Source organism: Pseudomonas putida, from assembly GCF_025905425.1.
Lineage (GTDB): Bacteria > Pseudomonadota > Gammaproteobacteria > Pseudomonadales > Pseudomonadaceae > Aquipseudomonas > Aquipseudomonas putida_AF.
In genome coordinates this window covers 5735231-5760976 of sequence record NZ_CP109603.1, presented here as the reverse complement: position 1 = coordinate 5760976, position 25746 = coordinate 5735231, and the positions used below count along the sequence as shown (strand labels likewise).

At 62.9% G+C, this 25746-nt stretch carries 26 protein-coding genes; 23 read left to right on the top strand and 3 right to left on the bottom strand.

Translation table 11 applies throughout. The features are described 5' to 3' along the window. The first annotated feature begins 82 nt into the window (after positions 1-82). The 13 genes from OGV19_RS25945 (at position 83) to OGV19_RS25885 (ending at position 12977) form a co-directional block, all read left to right on the top strand. Positions 83-988: an energy transducer TonB gene (locus OGV19_RS25945; RefSeq protein ID WP_264311267.1), complete on the top strand. Its 906-nt coding sequence runs from the start codon at positions 83-85 to the stop codon at positions 986-988. A 170-nt stretch (positions 989-1158) separates the two neighbouring features. Further along, the gene (locus OGV19_RS25940; protein WP_264311266.1) at positions 1159-1728 is read left to right on the top strand and encodes a YqgE/AlgH family protein; all 570 of its coding nucleotides are present in this window, start codon (positions 1159-1161) and stop codon (positions 1726-1728) included. Further along, positions 1728-2153: a Holliday junction resolvase RuvX gene (gene ruvX, locus OGV19_RS25935; RefSeq protein ID WP_027592430.1), complete on the top strand. Its 426-nt coding sequence runs from the start codon at positions 1728-1730 to the stop codon at positions 2151-2153. Before OGV19_RS25940 ends, ruvX begins: the two co-directional genes overlap by 1 nt. Before the next feature lie 46 nt (positions 2154-2199). Beyond that, positions 2200-2718 carry a bifunctional pyr operon transcriptional regulator/uracil phosphoribosyltransferase PyrR gene (pyrR, locus tag OGV19_RS25930; protein ID WP_027592429.1) on the top strand — a complete coding sequence of 173 codons (519 nt, stop codon included), beginning with the start codon at positions 2200-2202 and terminating at the stop codon, positions 2716-2718. A gap of 12 nt (positions 2719-2730) precedes the next feature. Then, positions 2731-3735, top strand: a complete 1005-nt coding sequence (locus OGV19_RS25925) for an aspartate carbamoyltransferase catalytic subunit (RefSeq protein ID WP_264311265.1) — start codon at positions 2731-2733, stop codon at positions 3733-3735. After that, positions 3732-5003 (top strand): dihydroorotase, encoded by a 1272-nt coding sequence (locus OGV19_RS25920; protein ID WP_264311264.1) that lies wholly within the window; start codon positions 3732-3734, stop codon positions 5001-5003. The genes OGV19_RS25925 and OGV19_RS25920 overlap by 4 nt, the downstream gene beginning before the upstream one ends. 234 nt (positions 5004-5237) lie before the next feature. Then, complete coding sequence (gene hslV, locus OGV19_RS25915; RefSeq protein WP_003249309.1) at positions 5238-5768, top strand: ATP-dependent protease subunit HslV; 531 nt, start codon at positions 5238-5240, stop codon at positions 5766-5768. A 76-nt stretch (positions 5769-5844) separates the two neighbouring features. Then, positions 5845-7188, top strand: a complete 1344-nt coding sequence (hslU, locus tag OGV19_RS25910) for an ATP-dependent protease ATPase subunit HslU (RefSeq protein WP_264311263.1) — start codon at positions 5845-5847, stop codon at positions 7186-7188. Positions 7189-7281: 93 nt separating this feature from the next. After that, positions 7282-7659 carry a gamma-butyrobetaine hydroxylase family protein gene (locus OGV19_RS25905; protein WP_264311262.1) on the top strand — a complete coding sequence of 126 codons (378 nt, stop codon included), beginning with the start codon at positions 7282-7284 and terminating at the stop codon, positions 7657-7659. Between the two features lie 353 nt (positions 7660-8012). Beyond that, on the top strand, positions 8013-9692 hold the full coding sequence (gene phaC / locus OGV19_RS25900; RefSeq protein WP_264311261.1) for a class II poly(R)-hydroxyalkanoic acid synthase: 1680 nt from the start codon (positions 8013-8015) through the stop codon (positions 9690-9692). Between the two features lie 63 nt (positions 9693-9755). Next, positions 9756-10607, top strand: coding sequence for a poly(3-hydroxyalkanoate) depolymerase (gene phaZ / locus OGV19_RS25895; protein ID WP_264311260.1), 852 nt, complete (start codon positions 9756-9758; stop codon positions 10605-10607). Positions 10608-10666: 59 nt separating this feature from the next. Then, positions 10667-12349 carry a class II poly(R)-hydroxyalkanoic acid synthase gene (gene phaC, locus OGV19_RS25890; RefSeq protein WP_264311259.1) on the top strand — a complete coding sequence of 561 codons (1683 nt, stop codon included), beginning with the start codon at positions 10667-10669 and terminating at the stop codon, positions 12347-12349. Between the two features lie 13 nt (positions 12350-12362). Further along, a complete protein-coding gene (locus OGV19_RS25885; RefSeq protein WP_264311258.1) occupies positions 12363-12977 on the top strand; it encodes a TetR/AcrR family transcriptional regulator in 615 nt (204 codons plus the stop codon). A 242-nt stretch (positions 12978-13219) separates the two neighbouring features. Here the strand turns inward: OGV19_RS25885 and OGV19_RS25880 are convergent, their stop codons facing one another. Together OGV19_RS25880 and OGV19_RS25875 are read right to left on the bottom strand one after the other, a co-directional pair. Then, entirely contained in the window at positions 13220-13981 is a 762-nt protein-coding gene (locus tag OGV19_RS25880) for a phasin family protein (RefSeq protein ID WP_264311257.1), read from the bottom strand. Positions 13982-13991: 10 nt separating this feature from the next. After that, positions 13992-14411 (bottom strand): phasin family protein, encoded by a 420-nt coding sequence (locus OGV19_RS25875; RefSeq protein WP_027592419.1) that lies wholly within the window; start codon positions 14409-14411, stop codon positions 13992-13994. 177 nt (positions 14412-14588) lie between these two features. Here OGV19_RS25875 and OGV19_RS25870 point away from each other — a divergent pair, with 177 nt between their 5' ends. Next, positions 14589-19313, top strand: a complete 4725-nt coding sequence (locus tag OGV19_RS25870; protein WP_264311256.1) for a dermonecrotic toxin domain-containing protein — start codon at positions 14589-14591, stop codon at positions 19311-19313. A 43-nt stretch (positions 19314-19356) separates the two neighbouring features. Here the strand turns inward: OGV19_RS25870 and OGV19_RS25865 are convergent, their stop codons facing one another. After that, positions 19357-19632 (bottom strand): polyhydroxyalkanoic acid system family protein, encoded by a 276-nt coding sequence (locus OGV19_RS25865; protein WP_264311255.1) that lies wholly within the window; start codon positions 19630-19632, stop codon positions 19357-19359. A gap of 124 nt (positions 19633-19756) precedes the next feature. Between OGV19_RS25865 and ubiE the strand changes: the two genes are divergently transcribed. From ubiE to OGV19_RS25820, 9 genes are all read left to right on the top strand, one after another. Continuing rightward, positions 19757-20527 carry a bifunctional demethylmenaquinone methyltransferase/2-methoxy-6-polyprenyl-1,4-benzoquinol methylase UbiE gene (gene ubiE, locus OGV19_RS25860; RefSeq protein ID WP_264311254.1) on the top strand — a complete coding sequence of 257 codons (771 nt, stop codon included), beginning with the start codon at positions 19757-19759 and terminating at the stop codon, positions 20525-20527. Then, positions 20527-21150, top strand: coding sequence for a ubiquinone biosynthesis accessory factor UbiJ (locus tag OGV19_RS25855; RefSeq protein WP_264311253.1), 624 nt, complete (start codon positions 20527-20529; stop codon positions 21148-21150). The genes ubiE and OGV19_RS25855 overlap by 1 nt, the downstream gene beginning before the upstream one ends. After that, the gene (ubiB, locus tag OGV19_RS25850) at positions 21147-22766 is read left to right on the top strand and encodes a ubiquinone biosynthesis regulatory protein kinase UbiB (protein WP_264311252.1); all 1620 of its coding nucleotides are present in this window, start codon (positions 21147-21149) and stop codon (positions 22764-22766) included. Before OGV19_RS25855 ends, ubiB begins: the two co-directional genes overlap by 4 nt. 72 nt (positions 22767-22838) lie before the next feature. Then, complete coding sequence (hisI, locus tag OGV19_RS25845) at positions 22839-23231, top strand: phosphoribosyl-AMP cyclohydrolase (protein ID WP_264311251.1); 393 nt, start codon at positions 22839-22841, stop codon at positions 23229-23231. Between the two features lies 1 nt (position 23232). Further along, the gene (locus OGV19_RS25840; RefSeq protein ID WP_264311250.1) at positions 23233-23568 is read left to right on the top strand and encodes a phosphoribosyl-ATP diphosphatase; all 336 of its coding nucleotides are present in this window, start codon (positions 23233-23235) and stop codon (positions 23566-23568) included. Positions 23569-23593: 25 nt separating this feature from the next. After that, on the top strand, positions 23594-23866 hold the full coding sequence (locus tag OGV19_RS25835; protein ID WP_099430648.1) for a twin-arginine translocase TatA/TatE family subunit: 273 nt from the start codon (positions 23594-23596) through the stop codon (positions 23864-23866). A 3-nt stretch (positions 23867-23869) separates the two neighbouring features. Continuing rightward, a complete protein-coding gene (gene tatB / locus OGV19_RS25830) occupies positions 23870-24247 on the top strand; it encodes a Sec-independent protein translocase protein TatB (RefSeq protein ID WP_264311249.1) in 378 nt (125 codons plus the stop codon). Beyond that, complete coding sequence (gene tatC, locus OGV19_RS25825; RefSeq protein ID WP_033701938.1) at positions 24244-25032, top strand: twin-arginine translocase subunit TatC; 789 nt, start codon at positions 24244-24246, stop codon at positions 25030-25032. The genes tatB and tatC overlap by 4 nt, the downstream gene beginning before the upstream one ends. Continuing rightward, positions 25029-25736, top strand: coding sequence for a 16S rRNA (uracil(1498)-N(3))-methyltransferase (locus OGV19_RS25820; protein WP_264311248.1), 708 nt, complete (start codon positions 25029-25031; stop codon positions 25734-25736). Before tatC ends, OGV19_RS25820 begins: the two co-directional genes overlap by 4 nt. Positions 25737-25746: the final 10 nt, after the last annotated feature.

The window sequence follows — 25746 nt, the reverse complement described above, 5'->3', positions numbered from 1 at the left end:
CGCGGCATAATCGCAGAGTGGGGTATGATGCAGGTCCTTTTTACTTGGCCTGCTGCCCCGCCCCGCGGTTGCTGGATACCTGATGACGCTGCCCGCTGACATCCCCTCCGACCTGCTGCCACCCCGCGTTCGCCCGGTGGATCGGCTCGGCTTTACCCTGTTTCTGGCTGCCCTGGTGCACCTGGCGCTGATCCTTGGCGTTGGTTTTACCGTGGCCAAGCCTGCTGAAATCCGCCACACCATGGACATCACCCTGGCCACCTTCAAAAGCGAGAAAGCGCCCGAGAAGGCCGATTTCCAGGCTCAGGACAACCAGCAAGGCAGCGGCACCCTGGAAAAAAAGGCGGTGCCCAAGACCACCGAGGTCGCCCCCTTCCAGGACAGCAAGATCAACAAGGTCACACCGCCACCTGCGGCCAGGCCCGACGTCGCGCCGCCGCCCACCCCCGAGAAGTCGGCGGTGGTGACCAAGGCCGCCAAACCACAAAAAGTCGAACCCAAACCCAAGGAAAGCAAGGCGCAGCCCAAGCCGGCAACACCGACGCCTGACTTCGACAGCTCGCAACTGTCCAGCCAGATCGCCAGCCTTGAGGCCGAGCTGTCCAACGAACAGCAGCTGTATGCCAAGCGCCCACGCATCCACCGCCTCAACGCGGCCTCGACCATGCGCGACAAGGGCGCCTGGTACAAGGAGGAGTGGCGCAAGAAGGTCGAGCGGGTGGGTAACCTCAATTACCCAGACGAAGCGCGGCGCCAGCAAATCTACGGCAACCTGCGCATGATGGTGTCGATCAACCGCGATGGTTCGCTGTACGAGGTACTGGTGCTGGAGTCGTCCGGGCAAGCGGTGCTGGACCAGGCGGCGCAACGCATCGTCAGGCTGGCGGCGCCGTTTGCGCCGTTTACCGGCGACCTGGCGGAATTCGACCGGTTGGAGATCATCCGCACTTGGCGATTTGCCCGTGGGGACCGGTTGTCGAGTAACTGATTAGCTGGCGGTACTGGCCTCTTCGCGGGCAAGCCCGCTCCCACAGGTCCTTCACAGTTTTCAGACTTGTGGTGATCCTTGTGGGAGCGGGCTCGCCCCGCGAAAGGGCCGGCACAGGCGACACACAAACCACCTTGTCAGCCTCGTCACCTGGCGCCACACTATCCCCCATGAAAACCCTCGCCCCGAGCTACCTCAAGCATCAGTTCCTGATCGCCATGCCGCACATGGCCGATCCGAACTTTGCCCAGACCCTCACGTACATCGTCGAGCACAATGCCAATGGCGCCATGGGCCTGGTGGTCAACCGACCGCAGGAGCTCAGCCTGGCCGATATCCTCGAACAGTTGCGCCCGGACGATGAACCCCCGGCCAGCACCTTGCACGTGCCGATCTACCAGGGTGGCCCGGTGCAGACCGATCGCGGTTTCGTGCTGCACTCCAGCGAGTGCACCTACCAGGCCACCATCGAGCTGCAGGGCCTGTCGCTATCCACCTCGCAGGACGTGCTGTTTGCCATCGCCGAAGGCGTCGGGCCGCAAAACAGCCTGATCACCCTGGGCTACGCCGGTTGGGAAGCTGGCCAGCTGGAAGCGGAGCTGGCCGATAACGCCTGGCTCAACTGCCCGTTCGATCCCGAGATCATCTTCGGCCTTGCCAGCGACCAGCGCCTGAACGCTGCGGCCGCCAGCCTGGGCATCAACCTCAGCCTGCTGACCAGCCAGGCGGGCCACGCCTGATGGCCGAACTACGCTTGCTGCTGGGCTTCGACTACGGCACTAAACAGATCGGCGTGGCGGTTGGCCAGGTCATTACTGGCCAGGCTCGCGAGCTGTGCACCCTGAAAGCGCAAAACGGCGTGCCGGACTGGGCCCAGGTGGAAAAACTGGTCGCCGAATGGAAGCCCGACGCCATCGTCGTCGGCCTGCCGTTGAACATGGACGGCACGCCCAGCGAAATGAGCGCCCGCGCCGAGAAGTTCGCCCGGCGCCTGAACGGCCGCTTCAACCTGCCCGTGCACACCCACGACGAACGCCTGACCACCTTCGAGGCCAAGGGCGAACGCCTGACCCGGGGTGGCCAGCGCGGCAGCTACCGCGACAACCCGGTCGACGCCATTGCCGCCGCCCTGCTGCTGCAAGGCTGGCTGGAGGCCAATACCTGATCATCTTTGCCGCCGGGCAATGCCGGCGGCCCCCGAGGAGCACGCAATGAGCCTACCCAATCCCGCCGATCTGATCCGGCAGATGGCTGTCGACCTTCGCGCCCACCTGGCCCGCCGTGCTATCACCGAGCCGCGCTTCATCGGCATCCGCACGGGCGGCGTCTGGGTCGCCCAGGCGCTGCAGGAAGAAATGGGCGATACCAGCCCCATGGGCACCCTGGACGTGTCGTTCTACCGCGATGACTTCAGCCAGAACGGCCTGCACCCGCAGGTGCGCCCGTCCGAGCTACCCTTCGAAATCGAAGGCCAGCACCTGGTGCTGATCGACGACGTCCTGATGAGCGGCCGCACCATTCGCGCCGCGCTCAACGAACTGTTCGATTATGGCCGCCCGGCCAGTGTCACCTTGGTCTGCCTGCTCGACCTGGATGCCGGCGAACTGCCGATTCGTCCCAATGTGCTCGGTGCCACCCTGTCGCTGGCAGCCCATGAACGGGTAAAATTGACCGGACCCGCACCGCTCGCCCTCGAGCGCCAGGACCTCGCCTCCGCTTCCGCCCTTTAAGAGTCCCCCGCGATGACGCCAATCGACGCCAAGCGCCCGCTGCAGCTCAATGATCAGGGCCAGCTGCGCCACTTTCTCTCGCTCGACGGTTTGCCCCGCGAACTGCTGACCGAGATCCTCGACACCGCCGACTCCTTCCTGGAAGTCGGTGCCCGGGCCGTTAAAAAAGTCCCGTTGCTGCGCGGCAAGACCGTGTGCAACGTGTTCTTCGAGAACTCCACCCGTACCCGCACCACCTTCGAACTGGCCGCGCAGCGCCTGTCTGCCGACGTGATTAGCCTCAACGTGTCGACCTCCTCGACCAGCAAAGGCGAAACCCTGTTCGACACCTTGCGCAACCTGGAAGCCATGGCTGCCGACATGTTCGTCGTGCGCCACTCCGATTCGGGCGCCGCGCACTTCATCGCCGAGCACGTGTGCCCCGATGTGGCCGTGATCAACGGTGGCGATGGCCGCCATGCGCACCCGACCCAGGGCATGCTCGACATGCTGACCATCCGTCGGCACAAAGGCAGCTTCGAAAACCTGTCTGTGGCCATCGTCGGCGATATCCTGCATTCGCGCGTGGCCCGCTCCGACATGCTCGCGCTCAAGGCGCTGGGCTGCCCGGACATCCGCGTGGTCGGCCCGAAAACCCTGATCCCGATCGGTATCGAGCAATACGGCGTGAAGGTCTACACCGACCTCGCCGAAGGCCTGAAAGATGTCGACGTGGTGATCATGCTGCGCCTGCAGCGTGAACGCATGGCCGGCGGCCTGCTGCCCAGCGAGGGCGAGTTCTACCGCCTGTTCGGCCTGACCACCGCGCGCCTGGCCGGTGCCAAGCCCGATGCCATTGTCATGCACCCTGGCCCGATCAACCGCGGCGTGGAGATCGAATCGGCAGTGGCCGACGGCAAGCACTCGGTGATTCTCAACCAGGTGACGTACGGCATTGCCGTGCGCATGGCCGTGCTGTCCATGGCCATGAGCGGGCAAAACGCGCAACGCCAACTCGACCAGGAGAACGCCCTGTGAGCATCAGTATTCTTGGCGCCCGGGTCATCGACCCCAAGAGCGGCCTGGACCAGATCACCGACCTGCACCTGGACGGCGGCCGCATCGCTGCGATCGGCGCGGCACCGGCCGGCTTCAGCGCCAACCGCACGATCCAGGCCGACGGCCTGATCGCAGCGCCTGGCCTGGTCGACCTCGACGTGGCCCTGCGCGAGCCGGGCTACAGCCGCAAAGGCAACATCGCCAGCGAAACCCGCGCCGCCGTGGCCGGTGGTGTGACCAGCCTGTGCTGCCCGCCGCAGACCAAACCGGTACTGGATACCTCGGCGGTGGCCGAGCTGATTCTCGACCGCGCCCGCGAAGCCGGCAACAGCAAGGTCTACCCGATCGGCGCCCTGACCAAGGGCCTGGAAGGTGAGCAACTGGCCGAGCTGGTAGCCCTGCGCGACACCGGTTGCGTGGCCTTCGGCAATGGCCTCAAGCAAATCCCCAACAACCGCACCCTGGCCCGCGCCCTGGAGTACGCCGCCACCTTCGACCTGACCGTGGTGTTCCACTCCCAGGACCGCGACCTGGCCCAGGGTGGCCTGGCCCATGAAGGCGCCATGGCCAGCTTCCTCGGCCTGCCGGGCATCCCCGAAACCGCCGAGACCGTGGCCCTGGCGCGCAATCTGCTGCTGGTCGAACAGTCTGGCGTGCGCGCGCACTTCACCCAGATCACCAGCGCCCGCGGCGCGCGGCTGATCGCCCAAGCCCAGGAACTGGGCCTGCCGGTGACCGCCGACGTGGCGCTGTATCAGCTGATTCTCACCGACGAGTCGCTGCGCGAGTTTTCCAGCCTGTACCACGTGCAGCCGCCGCTGCGTACCGCCGCCGACCGCGACGGCCTGCGCGCGGCAGTCAAGTCGGGTGTGATCCAGGCGATTTCTAGCCACCACCAGCCGCATGAGCGCGATGCCAAGTTGGCCCCGTTCGGTGCCACCGAGCCTGGCATTAGCAGCGTCGAAGTGCTGCTGCCACTGGCCATGACCCTGGTCGAGGACGGCCTGGTCGATCTGCCGACCTTGCTGGCGCGCCTGACCAGCGGCCCGGCTGCCGCCATGCGCCTGCCGGCGGGTGAGCTGAAGGTCGGTGGCGCGGCGGACCTGGTGCTGTTCGACCCGAAAGCCTCGACCGTCGCCGGCGAGCAGTGGCTTTCCCGTGGCGAAAACTGCCCGTTCATCGGCCACTGCCTGCCTGGCGCCGTGCGTTATACCTTGGTCGATGGGCACGTCTGCCACGAGGCCTGAGTAACCCCAGGGGCCGCTCTGCGGCCCATTCGCGGGGCAAGCCCGCCCCCACAGGTTCTCCGCTTACCCTGATGATTGCGCAGAACCTGTGGGAGCGGGCTTGCCCCGCGAATGGGCCAGCTCAAATGTGCCTGCCAAGCTCAACCACTCATCCCCCAAGGTTGAAATCCTTCCCCCCACCCCCATATGAGTCTGCATCAGGCACTTTCGCCCCGCTGCGTGGAGACTCTCCCCTTGACCACCATCGTTTCTGTCCGCCGTAACGGCAAAGTCGTCATGGGCGGCGACGGCCAGGTTTCCCTCGGCAACACCGTGATGAAAGGCAACGCCAAGAAGGTTCGTCGCCTGTACCACGGCCAGGTTATCGCCGGTTTCGCCGGTGCCACCGCCGATGCTTTCACCCTGTTCGAGCGCTTTGAAGGGCAACTGGAGAAACACCAGGGCCACCTGGTCCGTGCTGCCGTCGAGCTGGCCAAAGAATGGCGCACCGACCGCTCCCTGAGCCGCCTGGAAGCCATGCTGGCCGTGGCCAACAAGGATGCCTCGCTGATCATCACCGGCAACGGCGACGTGGTCGAACCCGAAGACGGCTTGATCGCCATGGGTTCCGGTGGCGCCTACGCCCAGGCCGCAGCCCGTGCCCTGCTGAACAAGACCGACCTCTCGGCCCGCGAAATCGCCGAGACCGCCCTGAACATCGCCGGTGACATCTGCGTGTTCACCAACCATAACCTGACCATCGAGGAGCAGGACCTGGCCGACTGATCAGCTGTTCTGGCGCCCCATCCCAGTGGTGGGGCTTTTCCACGCTGACTCATTCTGCTTGAGGACCATTTTCATCATGTCCATGACCCCCCGCGAAATCGTTCACGAACTCAACCGCCACATCATCGGCCAGGACGACGCCAAGCGCGCCGTGGCCATCGCCCTGCGCAACCGCTGGCGGCGCATGCAGCTGCCTGCCGAGCTGCGTGCCGAGGTGACACCGAAGAACATCCTGATGATCGGCCCGACCGGTGTCGGCAAGACCGAAATCGCCCGTCGCCTGGCCAAGCTGGCCAACGCGCCGTTCATCAAGGTCGAAGCGACCAAGTTCACCGAAGTCGGCTACGTGGGCCGTGATGTCGAGTCGATCATCCGCGACCTGGCCGATGCCGCGCTTAAGATGCTCCGCGAGCAGGAGATCATCCGCGTGCGCCACCGCGCCGAAGACGCCGCCGAAGACCGCATCCTCGACGCCCTGCTGCCGCAGGCGCGGGTCACCAGCTTCAGCGAAGAAGCCGCGCAGACCAGCAGCGATTCCAACACCCGCCAGCTGTTCCGCAAGCGCCTGCGCGAAGGCCAGCTGGACGACAAGGAAATCGAAATCGAAGTGGCTGATGCCGTGGGCGTCGAAATCGCCGCGCCGCCCGGCATGGAAGAGATGACCAACCAGCTGCAGAGCCTGTTCGCCAACATGGGCAAGGGCAAGCGCAAGGCGCGCAAGCTCAAGGTCAAAGAAGCACTGAAAATGGTCCGCGAGGAAGAAGCGGGCCGCCTGGTCAACGAAGAAGAACTCAAGGCCAAGGCCCTGGAAGCCGTCGAACAGCATGGCATCGTGTTCATCGACGAAATCGACAAAGTGGCCAAGCGCGGCAACGTCGGCGGCGCCGATGTATCCCGCGAGGGCGTTCAGCGCGACCTGCTGCCGTTGATCGAAGGCTGCACCGTCAACACCAAGCTGGGCATGGTCAAGACCGACCACATTCTGTTCATCGCCTCGGGCGCGTTCCACCTGAGCAAGCCGAGCGACCTGGTACCTGAGCTGCAAGGCCGTCTGCCGATCCGTGTCGAACTCAAGGCGCTGACCCCGCAAGACTTCGAGCGCATCCTGCAGGAGCCGCACGCTTCGCTGACCGAACAGTACCAGGCCCTGCTCAAGACCGAAGGCCTGAACATCGAGTTCCTCACCGACGGTATCAAGCGCCTGGCCGAGATCGCCTACCAGGTCAACGAAAAGACCGAAAACATTGGTGCCCGCCGCCTGCACACCCTGCTCGAGCGCCTGCTCGAAGAGGTGTCGTTCAGTGCCGGCGACCTGGCCAGCACTCACGACGAAACGTCGATCCAGATCGACGCCGGGTATGTGAACAGCCACCTGGGTGAGCTGGCGCAGAACGAAGACCTGTCGCGCTACATCCTGTAAGACCGTATGGGGCCGCTTTGCGGCCCCAATCAAACTTGAATCTCTTGCACCGAAGCTGGAAGCTTGCACCATCAGCTCCCGAGAGATTCAGCCATGGCCCGTCTACCCACCGCCATCAATCTGCACAAAGCCTCCAAGACCCTCAGCCTTACCTACGGCCCCAACGAGGTCTACCACCTGCCCGCCGAATTCCTGCGCGTGCACTCCCCCTCCGCCGAGGTCCAGGGCCACGGCAACCCTATCCTGCAAGTGGGCAAGATCAACGTCGGCCTCGTCGGCCTCGAACCCGCTGGCCAATATGCACTGAAATTGACCTTCGACGATGGCCATGACAGCGGCCTGTTCACCTGGGAATACCTTGAGCAGTTAAGCCTGCGCCAGGATCAGCTCTGGGCCGAGTACCTCGACGAGTTGCATAAGGCCGGAAAGTCCCGCGATCCGGCCGAATCGGTGGTGAAACTCATGCTCTAGCGCAAGCCATCCAATGTTTAGAGCGCATTTTCTAATCTCATCTGCTTGAATGCCCTACAGACAGCCCAGTGACGGGCTGTCTTGCGCATTACATGAAAGTCGGGTAACCAATGGAGCTGGCAAGTTCCCTGCATCGCCTTGAAGGCAATCAGGACCAAGCCGGTATGTAGAGGTCGCGAGCGAAAGCAGGCTGTCTTCACACGCAGAATTCCCCGCAGCTCATCACCCCATGCATCCGGCCAGCAGCACCGCTGTTCCTTATCACTGGTCACCCGAGTAGCAGTACCGGGCTCTGGACTGTGCACCCCGCCACAGGCAACCGGTACTCGTCTCTGGACAACGGAGCGTCGTAGATGAGTAACAAGAACAACGATGAGTTGCAGCGGCAAGCCTCGGAGAACACCTTGGGGTTGAACCCGGTCATCGGCATCCGCCGCAAGGACCTGCTGAGCTCGGCACGTACCGTGCTGCGCCAGGCAGTGCGCCAACCCTTGCACAGCGCCAAGCACGTGGCGCACTTTGGCCTGGAGCTGAAGAACGTGCTGCTGGGCAAATCCAGCCTGGCCCCCGAGAGCGACGACCGCCGCTTCAACGACCCCGCCTGGAGCAACAACCCCCTTTACCGCCGCTACCTGCAAACCTACCTGGCCTGGCGCAATGAGCTGCAGGAGTGGATCGGCAGCAGCGACCTGTCGCCCCAGGACATCAGCCGCGGGCAGTTCGTCATCAACCTGATGACCGAGGCCATGGCGCCGACCAACACCTTGTCCAACCCGGCAGCGGTCAAACGCTTCTTCGAAACCGGTGGCAAAAGCCTGCTCGATGGCCTGTCCAACCTGGCCAAAGACGTGGTCAACAACGGCGGCATGCCCAGCCAGGTGAACATGGACGCCTTCGAAGTGGGCAAGAACCTGGGCACCAGCGACGGCGCCGTGGTGTTCCGCAACGACGTGCTGGAGCTGATCCAGTACAGCCCCATCACCGAACAAGTACATGCGCGGCCGCTACTGGTGGTGCCGCCGCAGATCAACAAGTTCTACGTGTTCGATCTCAGCCCGGAAAAAAGCCTGGCGCGCTTCTGCCTGCGCGCCCAGCAGCAGACCTTCATCATCAGCTGGCGCAACCCGACCAAGGCCCAGCGTGAATGGGGCCTGTCGACCTACATCGATGCACTCAAGGAAGCGGTCGATGCGGTGCTGGCAATTACCGGCAGCAAAGACCTGAACATGCTCGGCGCCTGCTCCGGCGGCATCACCTGCACCGCGCTGGTGGGCCATTACGCCGCCCTTGGCGAGAAGAAGGTCAATGCCCTGACCCTGCTGGTCAGCGTGCTGGACACCACCATGGACACCCAGGTCGCGCTGTTCGTCGACGAACAGACCCTCGAAGCCGCCAAGCGCCACTCCTACCAGGCCGGCGTGCTCGAAGGCAGCGAGATGGCCAAGGTGTTCGCCTGGATGCGCCCCAACGACCTGATCTGGAACTACTGGGTCAACAACTACCTGCTGGGCAACGAGCCACCGGTGTTCGACATCCTGTTCTGGAACAACGACACCACGCGCCTGCCGGCCGCCTTCCATGGCGACCTGATCGAGATGTTCAAAAGCAACCCGCTGATCCGTCCCGACGCACTGGAAGTGTGCGGCACGCCGATCGACCTGAAGCAGGTCACCTGCGACATCTACAGCCTGGCAGGCACCAACGACCACATCACCCCGTGGCCGTCCTGCTACCGCTCGGCGCACCTGTTTGGCGGCAAGATCGAGTTCGTGCTGTCCAACAGCGGCCACATCCAGAGCATCCTCAACCCGCCGGGCAACCCCAAGGCGCGCTTCATGACCGGCGCCGATCGCCCAGGCGACCCCGTGGCCTGGCAGGAGAACGCGACCAAGCATGCCGATTCCTGGTGGCTGCATTGGCAGACGTGGCTGGGCGAACGTGCCGGCGACCTGAAAAAAGCGCCGACCCGCCTGGGCAACCGCGCCTATGCCGCTGGCGAGGCATCTCCGGGCACCTACGTTCACGAACGTTGAGTTGCAGCGCCGTGGCTACCTGCGGGTGGGCCACGGTGTTCACTACACCACAGAGCCACGCGCATGCCGCAACCCTATATCTTCAGGACCGTCGAACTGGACAATCAGTCCATCCGCACTGCCGTGCGCCCAGGCAAGCCGCACTTGACGCCGCTGCTGATCTTCAACGGCATCGGCGCCAACCTGGAGCTGGTGTTCCCGTTCATCGAAGCACTGGACCCGGACCTTGAAGTCATCGCCTTCGACGTGCCGGGCGTTGGCGGCTCGTCCACGCCGCGCCAGCCCTATCGCTTCCCTGGGCTGGCCAAGCTGACGGCACGCATGCTCGACTACCTCGATTACGGCCAGGTCAATGTGATTGGCGTGTCCTGGGGCGGCGCCCTGGCCCAGCAGTTCGCCCACGACTACCCCGAGCGCTGCAAGAAGCTGGTACTGGCCGCTACCGCTGCGGGTGCAGTGATGGTGCCGGGCAAGCCCAAGGTGCTGTGGATGATGGCCAGCCCACGGCGCTACATTCAGCCTTCTCATGTGATCCGCATCGCCCCGTTGATCTACGGCGGTGGCTTTCGCCGCGACCCGGACCTTGCCATGCAACACGCATCCAAGGTGCGTTCCGGCGGCAAGCTGGGCTACTACTGGCAACTGTTCGCAGGGTTTGGCTGGACCAGCATTCACTGGCTGCACAAGATCCAGCAGCCCACCCTGGTGCTGGCCGGCGATGACGACCCGCTGATCCCGCTGATCAACATGCGCCTGCTGGCCTGGCGGATTCCCAATGCCCAGCTACACATTATCGACGACGGCCATCTGTTTCTGATCACCCGGGCCGAGGCCGTCGCCCCGATCATCATGAAGTTCCTTCAGCAAGAGCGTCAGCGCGCAGTCATGCACCCTCGCCCGGCTTCGGGCGTGTAGGCGCAGGCTTGGCCGCGATGAGGCCACCGGGCGGAAGGGTAAGACGAGGGAGTGTTGCCATGAAAGACAAACCGGCCAAAGGAACGCCAACGCTTCCCGCCACCAGCATGAACGTGCAGAACGCCGTCCTCGGCCTGCGCGGTCGCGATTTGATTTCCACGCTGCGCAGTGTCGGCCGCCATGGCTTGCGCAATCCGCTGCACACCGCCCGCCACCTGCTGGCCCTGAGCGGCCAGCTGGGCCGGGTGATGCTCGGCGACACACCCTATCAGCCAAGCCCGCGAGACACGCGCTTCAGCGACCCGACGTGGAGCCAGAACCCGTTTTACCGGCGTGGCCTGCAAGCCTACCTGGCCTGGCAGAAGCAGACCCGCCTGTGGATCGAGGAAAGCCACCTGAACGACGATGACCGGGCCCGTGCGCATTTCCTGTTCAGCCTGATCAACGACGCCCTCGCACCCAGCAACTCGCTGCTCAACCCACTGGCAGTGAAGGAGCTGCTCAACACCGGTGGCCAGAGCCTGGTGCGTGGTGTGGCGCACCTGCTCGACGATTTGCGCCACAACGATGGCTTGCCTCGCCAGGTGGACGAGCGCGCCTTCGAGGTGGGCGGCAACGTGGCGGCAACTCCAGGCGCCGTGGTGTTTCGCAACGAGTTGCTGGAGCTGATCCAGTACCAGCCGATGAGCGAAAAGCAGCACGCCCGGCCGCTGCTGGTCGTGCCGCCGCAGATCAACAAGTTCTACATCTTCGACCTGAGCGCGACCAACAGCTTTGTCCAGTACATGCTCAAGAACGGCCTGCAGGTGTTCATGGTCAGCTGGCGCAACCCTGACCCACGCCACCGCGAATGGGGCCTGTCCAGCTATGTTCAGGCCCTGGAAGAAGCGCTCAATGCCTGCCGCAGCATCAGCGGCAACCGCGACCCCAACCTGATGGGCGCCTGCGCTGGCGGCCTGACCCTGGCAGCACTGCAAGGGCACCTGCAAGCCAAGCATCAGTTGCGCCGGGTACGCAGCGCCACGTACCTGGTCAGCCTGCTCGACAGCAAGTTCGAAAGCCCCGCCAGCCTGTTCGCCGACGAGCAGACCATCGAGGCGGCCAAGCGCCGTTCGTACCAGCGCGGCGTGCTGGACGGCGCCGAAGTGGCGCGCATCTTCGCCTGGATGCGGCCCAACGACCTGATCTGGAACTACTGGGTCAACAACTACCTGCTCGGCAAGACCCCGCCCGCCTTCGACATTCTGTACTGGAATGCCGACAGCACGCGCCTGCCTGCGGCGCTGCATGGCGACCTGCTGGACTTCTTCAAGCTCAACCCGCTGACCCACCCGGCCGGCCTTGAGGTCTGCGGCACGCCCATTGACCTCAAGCAGGTCGACCTCGACAGTTTTACCGTGGCCGGCAGCAACGACCACATCACCCCCTGGGACGCCGTGTACCGCTCGGCCCTGTTGCTCGGCGGCGACCGGCGCTTCGTGCTGGCCAACAGCGGGCACATCCAGAGCATCATCAACCCACCCGGCAACCCCAAGGCCTACTACCTGGCCAACCCGAAGCTTTCGAGCGACCCACGTGCCTGGTTCCATGATGCCCAGCGCAGCGAGGGCAGCTGGTGGCCGCTGTGGCTGGAGTGGGTCACACCACGCTCAGGCCCGCTCAAAGCACCGCGTACGGCGCTTGGCAATGCAACCTATCCACCGCTGGGCCCTGCGCCAGGCACCTATGTCCTGACCCGATGAGCACACCGCCTGGATGAAAACCCGCGACCGTATCCTCGAATGCGCCCTGCATCTGTTCAACCAGCAAGGCGAACCGAACGTCTCGACTTTGGAGATCGCCAATGAGCTAGGCATCAGCCCTGGCAACCTGTATTACCACTTCCATGGCAAGGAGCCCGTGGTGCTGGGCCTGTTCGAGCGCTTCGAAGAAGCGCTGATGCCGCTGCTCGACCCACCGCTGGAGGTGCGCCTGGATGCCGAGGACTACTGGCTGTTCCTGCACCTGATCGTCGAGCGCATGGCCCAGTACCGCTTCCTGTTCCAGGACCTGTCCAACCTGACCGGGCGCTTGCCCAAGCTGGCCCGCGGCATGCGCAGCCTGATCAACGCGCTCAAGCGAACCCTTGCCGCGCTGCTGGCCAGCCTCAAGGGCCAGGGGCAGGTGACGAGTGAGACCCAGGCGCTGGGACAACTGGTGGAGCAGATCACCCTGACGCTGATGTTCTCGCTGGATTACCAGCGGGTGCTGGGGCGTGAGGGGGATGTGGGGATTGTGGTGTACCAGGTGATGATGCTGGTGGCGCCGCATCTGCAGACGCAGGCACGGGCGGCGGCGGAGCAGTTGGCGGTGCGGTATCTGGAGGGGTAGTGCCGCATCGGCGGTGCCCTCTTCGCGGGGCAAGCCCGCTCCCACAGAGCCCCAGCACAGGGTTTGCAAGCTGAGCTGAATCTGTGGGAGCAGTTGGCGGTGCGGTATCTGGAGGGGTAGTGCCGCATCGGCGGTGTGCTCTTCGCGGGGCAAGCCCGCTCCCACAGAGACCCAGCACAGGGTTTGCAAGCTGAGCTGAATCTGTGGGAGCGGGCTTGCCCCGCGAAGAAGCCGACGCGGGACTAGATCAGGGTCCCGGTGCCGGTCGGAGCCGACGGGGTGCTGCTGACCGGTGCCGCGCTTGGCGCTGGCGCCGCAGTAGCCGCCGGAGCAGGCGCCGCGCTGGCGGCAGGCGCTGCCGGTTTGGCGGCGGCCGGTTTGGCCGGAGCCTTCTTCACTGCAGGCTTCTTAGCCGCCGCAGGCTTGGCCGCAACAGGCTTGGTAGCCGGTTTAGCCGCTGGCTTGGCAGCAGCGGTTTTGGCTGCAGGCTTAGCCGCAGCAGCCTTGGCCGCTGGCTTGGCCGCCGCAGTTTTCACAGCCGGCTTGGCAGGCGCCTTAGCAGCGGACTTGCTCGCGGCCGCCTTGGAGATCGGCGTGACCGAAGCACCGGTCAGTTTCTCGATCTGCTTGGTCAGGCTGTCCACCTGCTGGTGCAGGGCCTTGATCTCGTTGCGGCTCGGCACGCCCAGGCGCGAGATGGCGCTGTTCAGGCGCTTGTCGAAGGCTTCTTCGAGCTCGCTCCATTTACCCAGCGCACGGTCCTTCACACCCGAAACGCGCGAGGTGGTCGAAGCTTTGGCGCTGTCGGCCACGTCTTCGGCGGTCTTCTTCGCCTGCTTCTCGGCTTTCTCGCCGTCCTTCACCAGCGTGTCGAACAGCTTCGGGCCGTCCTGGTCGATCTTCGAATAGATCCCCAGCCCCGCCAGCCAGATCTTGCGGGAATACTTCTCGATCCCGCCGACCCAGGAGCTGCTTTCTTTGTCGGAATTCTTCTTGCCAGCCATCCTGCTCTCCTTATGGTTTGTGCGCGACGCGCTCAAGCAGTTCGTGCAGTTGCTCAAGCTTGATGGACAACGCCTCAACGTCATGTTTAGACGGAATGCCAAGGCGATTCAAGGCGCGACCAACCCGTGCGTCGAAAGCTTTTTCGATCTTGTCGAGTTGAACTTCGACCTTGCCGCGTACGCGGCTGACTTCCTGGGTCGCTTCATCCAGCTGGTTGTTGGCCGCATCGAGCTCTTTGTCGATGCGCTTCTTGCCTCGTTTTTCAACGCCTTCGCCGGCTTTTACCAACTCGTTGAAGTACTCGGAACCTTCCTGGCCGACGCGGGCATAGGCGCCGATACCTGCCAGCCAGATCTTGCGCGCGTAGCCGCGCACCTCGCCCAGGGTGCCTGGGGCGTCGTCCTTTTTCTTCACATTCACTTTGGCCATGCTCTAGTACCTCATGCTCATGAGTGGAGAGGAACCGCCCATGGAGGTTGGGCTTGAGCATAAGGTAGGGAGGGAAATTAGAATTCGCACCCTAAACAGATCTATGCAACACCGACCGCAGGCCAGGCAGCGCTAGCGTCACGTTTCCCAACGACCGCCAAGCGGAGCCTCCCGACCATGCCCCAGCGCAACACGTTTCGACAACTCATCGCGAATCATTTCGCCAGTCGCCCAACCTTACGCCAGGTTATCGCCACCGACGGTTTCGCAGTTCTGCTAGATCGCTACCCCTGGATCGCAACCCATAACCCGAGCCTCGAATCCCTCGAAGCCTTTACCTTGCTCGGCGCAGAGGCTGCCAACACTGGGTTGGTCGACAGGCTGCTACAACACCTTCTGACAGGCGAGCGCGTGTCGCTGGAAAAACTGGGCCCTTTGAGCATCGCGCCGCCCGCAGTCTTTCGCGCTCAAGAGCAAGGGCTCGATGCCACTGCGCAACCGCAGATCGACCTTGACATGAGCAAGCTCAATAGCGCCTTCGACACCTTGCTCGCGGGAATTAGGGAAAACCTGCAACAGGCGCAAATCAGCTACTGGAACGGCTTCGGCGAATCGGATGTGACGCGCTTACGCTGGCTGCAGCAGATGATCAAGGCCTCGCTGCTTGCCAACATCCAGCAGCCAGGCCTGAACGAAGGTGAAAAGCACGCGCTCTACACGATGCTCGTGGGCAGTGGCGAAGGGCTGACGGTCAGCGCCCTGCAAGTTTCCCTCAGCGACAACGGAACATCCTACCTGCACGCCATACCGGACCTGGTCCTCACGGGAACACACGGCAGCCGTACATCAGTGCTGCGTTGCAGGCCATCGGGGCACATCAGCAGCCATGCCGACTTTGCGACGCTGGCTGCGGCGCTGCAGAATGAGCTGGCCGAGAGCTATCGCTTTGAAAGCATGTCATGGACGCAGCGTGCATTGAGCGAAGACGTCTTCGCCTGGCAGGCAACCCAGGTGCTCAACAGCATTCTTGATCGCATCAGCCACCTACGCCTGGGCAACCTGACCGAAGCCGATCAACTGGAAACGGTGTTCAGCAACATCACCGACCCCTCCGGATTTTTTTCCGAGCTTGGCTACCTGAACCCTGATTTACCCGATATCGAACTTCCCCAATGGCTTGCCGATGCCTCTGATACTGATCGCTTCAATTATCACGCGGCAATGCTTGAACTTGCAGCCAGTCAAGGGCAATCGAAAGGGCTGACATCCCTTGGCGACATAGACGGCCTGCACCGTTTTGCCAACCGCCGACTGCGCGAGCAGCTGCTAAGCGACCACCCTGACAAGACAGCCCTCGACCCGGACAAAGTGTTCATCAGTATCGACAAAGCCATGCCCTCCGGGCCTGCAGGCGGAGGGCAATCGCTGTTCAGTAGACGCGTCTCCCTGACCGATCTTGCCATTTCCCGCCTGCAAGCCGGCCAGCTGGAGGCAATAACGGGCATCACCGACGCCAGTCATGCTGGCATCAGCGACTGGTTGACCATCGAAGAGGTGGAAAGCCTGGTACTCAAGGTCGACATTGGCGGCCACTATTCGCCCTACGTACACAGCAAGATCGACGGGCCACCCGGGAAAGCAACTCGAACTGCCCGGTTCGCCAAAGAATGGCGGAGCAACCTGATGCTCAATGCCCTGCAGACCACGATCAACAAGAAGCTCAGTGAAAGTGCCTGTCAGGCACTGGTCGAATTTAGCCAGGCGGCTAAACAATCGCAGGCGACAAGCATGGCCCCATTGGCCTTCTTGTGCGCGCCTGGCGCCTCGTCTAGCGATACGGTGCAGGGTATGTACCTGATCAGTCTGCCAACCACAACCAACCGCTGGGTCCTGTATCGTCCCCTTTACCCAGAAGACACGATTCTGCAATTCGCCAGCCTGGATGCGTTGATGAACAGCGTCCGCGAAGGTGGCGACCTGCAACAGAGCATGCTCGACTGGCTGGATAAAGACGCCCGACAGCTCTACGAAAACGGTGGGTTTCTCCGCCCACATCTGCACCCTCGCCTTTCCCAGTTGGCCCATTTGGTCAACCCACAAAGCGCAGTGGTGGACACCGTCCTGGCCACGCTTGCACTTCCCGTGGACGCAACGTTCGAGGCCTGGGCAGGCGATCTTGACGCGCACATGTTCAAGAGCCGGGTAGATGCCATGCTCTTCATGGCAACACGTAACAGCGTTTCCAATGCACAAGCGAAATGGGCCTTGGTCAAACAGATTGCCTGGGCACTTTTCAACACCGGCTCCATGCTGTTAAGCGGACCTGCAGCAAGCGCAGTGTGGCTACTGCAAACAGTCGCCACCTTGAAGGACGATATTCCTGCACTGCTGCATGGCTCGGAGCAGGAAAGAGCCATCGCAATCACCGATTTGTTGACCAACCTGGCGATGTTGCTAGCGCATCGCCAAATCCCGGAGCCGCATACCGGCACACCTGCGCCCCCAGCGCCAGCAGCGCGTTTCACCGCACCGGTTTCGGCAGGCCTGACGCCGTCGATAGTCGCAGAAGCGCCCCGGGAGCTACCTTGGGAACCCGCCAAGGATGAACAGGCATTTCCTTCCCCGAGGGTCAGCCACTGGAACGACAGCCAACGTCTGACCAACCTGCCGCAGGAACGACGCATCGCGCTGGCCAAGCTGCAAGCCAAGCGTTCCCTGCAAGGGCATGCCCCGATCGCTACAGGCCGCCTGCGCGGCCTCTACGAAGTCGAAGGGCACCATTACGTCAAGCTGCACGACACGCCTTATGAAGTGCAGGAATGCTGGAGCGGTGTACAGATCATCGGCCCTGACCAGAGCCAGAGCGAATGGGAATCCAAATGGGGCGGTGAAGCCGACGGTTATCACATCGTAGGCCGAGCGCGCGAAAGGGGCCCCTGGATCAGCCGGTGGAATGGTGAATGGGCACTTCAACTGAGGATGGCCGGCGGCATGCCTGTGAAAAACACGCCCAAGGTGGATTTCCAGAGGATGAGCAACGCCGTCATCGAGCGGGTCGAGGCACTTGAAGTCTACGACGAAACGATTCCTGCGAATCTGCTGACCCTGCAACCGCTCGATGAACAGGTGAAAAACTACGCAGACACCTATAAGGCGCCCGAGCAGGGCGACACTGTGGCAACGCCGTCCCAGCAGCAACTGGACGATCTGCAAGCGTTGAGAGCGCTGCGGGTTGAGCTCGGGGACGCCGTGAGAGCAGCCTCGACCCTGATGGAAGAACGCGCCGCCGTCCTCACCGCGACCATAAACGACACGTCCGAACTGTGCGAGCCGGTGTATCAGCAGTTCGGCAACAAACGCTACACAGACAACCTTGGCAACCTTTACCACTTGTCAATTGACAACGACGTCAGCCTGCTCAATCGCTTGTTGCTGGAGACTGACTACATCCACCTCGACAGCGTGGCCAGGCAACTTCCCCGCCTGCCCCGAACACCTGAAGAAATACACTCAATTACAGAATACAGAGCAGCTCGCAACGTCGCCCTCGACATCAGCAAGCGTTTGCTCAAAGCCAGCGAACGCCTCGATCGCAATCTGACAAAAGCATCAAGTGACGCCAGCATCGCATTTGCAAACAAAGAGACAGAACTGGCGAATGCCACGCAACATCGACCTTATTCCACGGTCATGCTGTGTGCCCAAACATGCGTGGACCTGGCCTCGCTGGCTTTTAAAAGGGAAAACCTGACGCCTGAAAGTATCGAGCACATCGACAGCCAGCCTCAACGCCTTTGTGGGCCCGAGCTTCGTAAGGCCGTGCTGAACCATGACGGCTTGCTGGCCAGTGAACAATCGCTTGACGATCAGATAGAAGTACTCAGCAGTGTGCGCCAGGCGTACACCGGCGCCCTCAATACCGCCGAGGACCTGCTGGCGCTGAACGATCCGGCGATTGATACGCAGCCCTTGCAGGGCTTCGTCGAACAGGTCACCAAGTTGCGTAACCTTGCCGAGCGCGCCCTGGACGCCGCCTACACCGAAAGATTCGAGCTGGCGGGGGCGGCACAGGCGCCTGTTACACCCGGCCCTGCGCACGGGCAAGCGAAAATCCGTACGCAGCCGTTAAGGAAGCTGAAAAGCATCCGTACCGCCCGGCACAAGAAAACCCTGGTTGAAGAGACGCTGAGGGACGGTCGCGCAATCCAGTACGACCCCGTGAGCAAAACGGCAGCCTGCGAACTCGAACAGCACGGCGATGTATGGCTGGAAGCGCCAAAGGTTTCACAACCAGGCAAGAGTCAAAAGAAGTTACGCAGTGAAGGTACGCGCCTTGTAGCCCAGACCGAGGCAGAGATCCGCAGCGCCGAGCGCTACATGGAGCAACCACAAACACTGGCTGACCGACTCGATCAGCACATGGACAAACTCACAGGTGTCCACAATGAACTGAATGCCGAAGCCAGTCCTGTGCTGAAGGACAAACTCTTTAAAGCCATCAAGCGCACCCGCGATGCAAAGTACCAGGCGCTGACAACGATCTATTTCAACACCCAGTATCCGGAGAGCTGGGTGGTGCGCGCCCTGAAGGAGCTTGGCGCAGTCACCGTCAGGCGGGTGGACAAGCGCACCCGCACCGCAGACGGGCACTTTCTGGATATCTACCGGATAGACAAGGTACGCGCGGCTGGCAGCGAACTGCTCTGGGAGGCACACTTTCACTACCCCAGCGCGAACGCGCCCGCCCATGCCTTTACCCAGGGCCACCTGAAACTGCCGAAGGCCAAGTCCCGCAGCGAGCAACTCATGCGCGCCGCCAACAGGTATGAACGGCTCAGGGTCTATGGTGGCGACCTGTTGTATGAGCGTGACAAGGACATCATTCCGTTCCCGGAGCCTTGAGCACGACAGATAGCTGCGGGGCTCGTCGGCCCCGCAGGCTGCATCACGCCAGGGCCTTGTCCAGTGCCCGCTCGATCTCGCCCTTGATGGTGCCGCTCATCATCGACAGCATCATGCCCAGCTTCAGTTCGACGCGGATGCTGTCCTCGCCAATGTGCACGCTGCCGTTGGCGCCGCTGCGGGCCACATCGACCCGGTCACCGTTCCAGGTGGCCTTGAGGTCGTATTCACGGCTCAGCTTGTCCACCAGCGCTTCGGCCTTGGCACGGGCGCCCTCGCGGCCGAGGGAGTGTTTGCGTTCAACGCTGATCTGGGTCATGCGGGTGTTCCTGGGTATGTAGACATAATTGGCATTATGCCCGCCCCTGCCGCATGGCACACCCCGCCAAGACAAATCCGCCCATTCGCCCTAGAATGGCGGTAATTTTTTCCGGTGAAGCGATATGAACGACCAGCGCAAAGGCGAACACGCCGAACCCACCACCCATTTTGGCTACACAGACGTACCGGAGAGCCAGAAGGCGAAGAAAGTCGCCGAGGTGTTCCACTCCGTAGCCGCCAAATACGACCTGATGAACGACGTGCTTTCCGGCGGCATGCACCGCCTGTGGAAGCGCTTCACTATCGAGCTGTCGGGCGTGCGCACTGGCAACCGCGTGCTGGACATTGCCGGTGGTACCGGTGACCTGGCCGCCAAGTTCTCGCGTCTTGTGGGCCCGACCGGGCAAGTGGTGCTCGCCGACATCAACGATTCGATGCTCAAGGTCGGCCGTGACCGCCTGCTCGACCGTGGTGTGGCCGGCAACATCGAGTTCGTCCAGGCCGACGCCGAGAAGCTGCCGTTCCCGGACAACCACTTCGACTGCGTGACCATCGCCTTCGGCCTGCGCAACGTCACCCACAAGGACGAAGCCATCCGCTCGATGCTGCGCGTGCTCAAGCCCGGTGGCCGCCTGTTGATCCTGGAGTTCTCCAAACCGACCAACAAGCTGATGTCCAAGGCCTATGACGCCTACTCGTTCGCCTTCATGCCGCTGGCCGGCAAGCTGATCACCAACGACTCGGAAAGCTACCGCTACCTGGCCGAATCGATCCGCATGCACCCCGACCAGGAAACCCTCAAGGCCATGATGGTCGACGCCGGCTTCGACCGCGTCACCTACCACAACATGACCAGCGGTATCGTTGCCGTGCACCGGGGAATCAAGCCCTGATGCTGCTGGCCGGGCTGCTCGCCAGCGTCGAACATGGCCTGAACCGCGTCCTGCGCATGGACAGCACGGCGCTGCCGCGGCTGGCCGCGCTGGAAGGCAAGGTCATCGAGATCGATTGCCGTCAGCCGGCCCTGCAGGTGTTCATCCTGCCCGATGAAGACGGCCTGATGCTGGCCGCGCACTGGGAGGGCGAAGTCGACTGCAGCCTGTGCGCCCCTGCCGGCAGCCTGGCGCAACTGGCGCTGGCCAAGGACAAAACCGCCGTGCTGCACAGCCCGCAGGTCGAACTGCATGGCGATAGCGCTGTGTTGCTCGACCTGTTCGGCGTGTTGCAAGACCTCGAACTGGACTGGGAGCACGAACTGCAGCGCTGGCTCGGCCCGGTGGCCACTGCGCTGCTCGCCGGCCACATCCGCCTGCGCGCGCGCTGGACCCGCCAGGGCCTGACGCGCTTCAGCCAGAACCTCTCCGAGTACCTGGCCGAAGAGTCCCGCACCCTGGTCGGCAAGCGCGAAGCCGAAGCCGCTTTCAGCGAGCTCGATGCCCTGAAAATCGACACAGAACGCCTCGAGGCGCGCCTGCTGCGCCTCTCCCGATCCCTTGATACCAGCGATAACGCATGAAGCTGCTCGCCGTCCGCCGTCTCTTTCGCATCCAGCGTGTGGTGATCCGCTACCGTCTCGATGACCTGTTGTTCGACCTGCCCCTGCCCTGGTGGCTGATGAGCCTGCGCCTGCTGATGCCTTGGCGCTGGCTGCCGCGCAAGCCCTCAACGCTCAGCCGTGGGGCGCGCCTGCGCCTGGCGCTGCAAGACCTGGGGCCGATCTTCATCAAGTTCGGCCAACTGCTGTCCACCCGCCGCGACCTGTTGCCCACCGACATCGCCGACGAACTGATGATGCTGCAGGATCGCGTGCCGCCGTTCGACCCGAAAAAGGCCGTGGCCTTGATCGAAGAGCAGCTCGGCGCCAAGGTCGGCGAGGTGTTCAGCCGCTTCGACGTCGAGCCGCTGGCGTCAGCCTCGGTGGCCCAGGTGCACGCCGCCCGCCTTAAAAGCGGCGAGGAAGTTGTGGTCAAGGTGGTACGCCCGGGCCTCAAACCGGTGATTGCCCAAGACCTGGCCTGGCTGTTCCTGATCGCCAAGGGCGCCGAGCGGGTGTCCGCCGACGCCCGCCGCCTGCACCCGGTGGAAGTGGTCAACGACTACGAAAAGACCATCTACGACGAACTCGACCTGCTCCGCGAGGCGGCCAACGCCAGCCAGCTGCGGCGCAACTTCGAGGGGTCCGAGCTGATGTACGTACCCCAGGTCTACTGGGACCTGTGCCGGCCCAAGGTGCTGGTGATGGAGCGTATCTACGGCGTGCCGGTCACCGACATGGCGACCCTGGCCGACCAGCGCACCGACATGAAACTGCTGGCCGAACGCGGTGTGGAGGTGTTCTTCACCCAGGTGTTCCGTGACAGCTTCTTCCACGCCGACATGCACCCCGGCAACATCTTCGTCAGCACGGTAAAACCGTGGAGCCCGCAGTACATCGCCATCGACTGCGGCATCGTCGGCAGCCTCACGTCGGAAGACCAGGACTACCTGGCGCGCAACCTGATCGCCTTCTTCAAACGCGATTACCGCCGCGTCGCGCAACTGCACATCGACTCGGGCTGGGTGCCGGCGCACACCAAGGTCAATGAGTTCGAAGCGGCGATTCGTACCGTGTGCGAGCCGATCTTCGAAAAACCGTTGAAAGATATTTCCTTCGGCCAGGTGCTGATGCGCCTGTTCCAGACCGCCCGGCGCTTCAACATGGAAGTCCAGCCACAGTTGGTGTTGCTGCAAAAGACCCTGCTCAACATCGAGGGCCTTGGCCGTCAGCTGTACCCCGACCTGGACCTGTGGAGCACCGCCAAGCCGTTCCTGGAACGCTGGATGCGCGAGCGCTACAGCCCCAAGGCCATGTTCGGCAACCTGTACAGCCAAGCCGAGCAACTGCCGCACCTGGCCGGCATGACCCGCGACCTGCTCGAACGCCTGTCGCAACCGCACCTGCACGACCCCCAGTTGCCAGAGCGGCGTCGCCTGGGCGACCGCTGGGCGCTGCGTTTGCTTGGCGCAGGCTTGCTCGGTGGTGGTGCGGTACTGGCCGCAGGTGCCGCCGAGGCTGCCAGCCTGGCCGCCCCGGCCGCCTGGCCAGCCTGGCTGATGCTGGCCGCTGGCCTTTACCTGATCGTGCGCCAATAGCCAGCCGCGCCTCTGGCTGGCACACTAGCGCAAAGGGCCCGGCACAGTTGCGGGCCCGTTTTGGAGTCGACGATGAAAGACTGGCTGGACGAGATCAAGTGGAACAGCGATGGCCTGGTACCGGCCATTGCCCAAGACCACAAGACCGGACGTGTGCTGATGATGGCCTGGATGAACCGCGAGTCGCTGGCGCTGACCGCTACCGAACAACGCGCCATCTACTGGTCGCGCTCGCGTGGCAAGCTGTGGCGCAAGGGCGAAGAATCTGGCCATGTGCAAAAACTGCACGAAATGCGCCTGGACTGTGATGCCGACGTGATCATCCTGATGGTCGAACAACTGGGCCATATCGCCTGCCATACTGGCCGCGAAAGCTGCTTCTACCGCGTCTTCGAAGACGGCCAGTGGAACACCGTCGACCCGGTCCTGAAGGACCCGGACGCCATTTATAGCGCAGGACACTGACATGAGCGACACCCTCAACCGCCTGGCCGAAGTGCTTGAACAACGCAAGCACGCGGCCCCCGACAGCTCCTATGTGGCAAGCCTGCATCACAAGGGCCTGAACAAGATCCTCGAAAAGCTGGGCGAAGAGTCCGTCGAGACGATCATTGCCGCCAAGGACGCCGCTGTCAGCAAGGATTACAGCGATGTCATCTATGAAACCGCCGACTTGTGGTTCCATAGCATGGTGATGCTCAGCGCGTTGGGGCAACACCCACAGGCCGTGCTCGATGAACTGGAGCGCCGCTTTGGGCTGTCCGGGCATGATGAGAAAGCTGCGCGTCAACCTTCGGCCTGACCGAATAGAATTCTAGGAGAGCAACATGGGTATCTTTGACTGGAAACACTGGATCGTCCTGCTGGTCGTGGTGGTCTTGGTGTTCGGCACCAAAAAACTGAAAAACCTGGGCAGCGACCTTGGCGAGTCGATCAAAGGCTTCCGCAAGGCCATGAACGACGAAGAGAACAAGCCGGCCGAACAGACCCCGCCGCCTGCGCAGCCCGTGCCACCGGTGCAGAACACCGCACAGCAACCCCAGGGCCACACCATCGAGGGCCAGGCTCAACCGGTCCAAGAGCCGCAGCGGAAAGACTGACCCATGTTCGGCATCAGTTTCAGTGAGCTGCTGCTCGTAGGCCTGGTCGCCTTGCTGGTGCTCGGCCCCGAGCGCCTGCCCGGCGCCGCGCGCACCGCAGGGCTGTGGATCGGCCGCCTCAAGCGCAGCTTCAACAGCATCAAGATGGAAGTCGAGCGCGAAATCGGCGCCGACGATATCCGTCGCCAACTGCATAACGAGCACATCCTGCAGATGGAAGAGGAAGCCCGGCGCATCCTCAACCCCCAGACGCCGCCGGTGCAGCCAGCTGTCACCACGGCCACGGTACAGCCTCCCGCAGGGCTCGAAGCCACGCCAGACGCCACGCCGGCAGCCCCGGCCGCACCTTCTGAACCGCCACAACCGCCGCGAGCCCCATGAGCGAAAATCCGGAACACGACCAGCCGATGCCGCTGGTCTCGCACCTGACCGAACTGCGCACCCGCCTGTTGCGCTGTGTCGCCGTCATTTTCCTGATCTTTGCCGGGTTGTTCTCCTTCGCCCAGCAGATCTACACCTTGGTTTCCGCGCCGCTGCGCGATCACCTGCCGGCCAATGCAACGATGATCGCCACCGACGTGGCCTCGCCGTTCCTCACGCCGTTCAAGCTGACCATGATCGTTTCGCTGTTCCTGGCGATCCCGTTCATTCTTCAGCAGATCTGGGGCTTCATCGCACCTGGGCTGTATCGCCACGAAAAACGCATCGCCATTCCGCTGCTGGTGTCGAGCATCTTCCTGTTTTACGCCGGCATGGCCTTCGCCTATTTCCTGGTGTTCCCGCTGATTTTCGGCTTCTTCGCCAGTGCCACGCCGGAAGGCGTGTCGATGATGACCGACATCGCCAGCTACCTCGACTTCGTCATGACCCTGTTCTTCGCCTTTGGCGTTGCCTTCGAGATCCCAGTCGCGGTGGTACTGCTGGTGTGGATCGGCGTGGTCGATGTGAAGTACCTGAAGAAGGTTCGCCCCTATGTGATCATCGGCTGCTTCGTGGTCGGCATGGTCTTGACCCCACCGGACATCTTCTCCCAGACCCTGCTGGCGGTGCCCATGTGGCTGTTGTTCGAGGTCGGCGTGCTGTGCGGCAGCCTGATCCGCAAGCGCAGCGAGCATGATGAAGCGGCGAACGATCACAACGACCAACCGCCAGCGACGCAACCGTGAACCTGCTGTTACTCGAAGAAGCCGACTACATCGCGGCTGACCGCGTAGTCCTGGCCGACCGGCGGTTCACCCACATGCAGCAGATTCACAAGGTCGCGGTGGGCGATAGCCTGCGCGTCGGGCAGATCAACGGCTTGATGGGCAGCGCCACCGTGGTGCGCCTGGAAGGCCATGAGGCAGAACTGCACGTCGGCTTTGACCAACCACCGCCCGCCAAACTGCCGCTGACCCTGGTGTTGGCCGTGCCTCGGCCGAAAATGCTGCGCCGGCTGTTCCAGACCGTCGCCACCTTGGGTGTTCCGCGCCTGATCCTGGTGAACAGCTACAAGGTCGAGAAGAGTTTCTGGCAAACGCCGTTTCTCAACCCCGAAAGCATTCGCGAAAACCTCATCCTGGGCCTGGAGCAGGCCCGCGATACGGTGCTGCCCGAGGTCATCATCGAGAAGCGCTTCAAGCCGTTTGTCGAAGACCGCCTGCCGGCCATTGCCGAAGGCACGCTTGGCCTGGTGGGCCACCCAGGCCCCTACCCTGCCTGCCCGCGTGCCGTCGAACAAGCCGTGACCCTGGCCATCGGCCCAGAGGGTGGCTGGATCCCCTATGAAGTCGAACTGCTGGGCAAGGCGGGGCTTGCACCCGTGCAACTGGGCGAGCGCATCCTGCGCGTGGAGACTGCCGTGACGGCGCTGCTGTCGCGAATCTTCTGACTGATTAGTC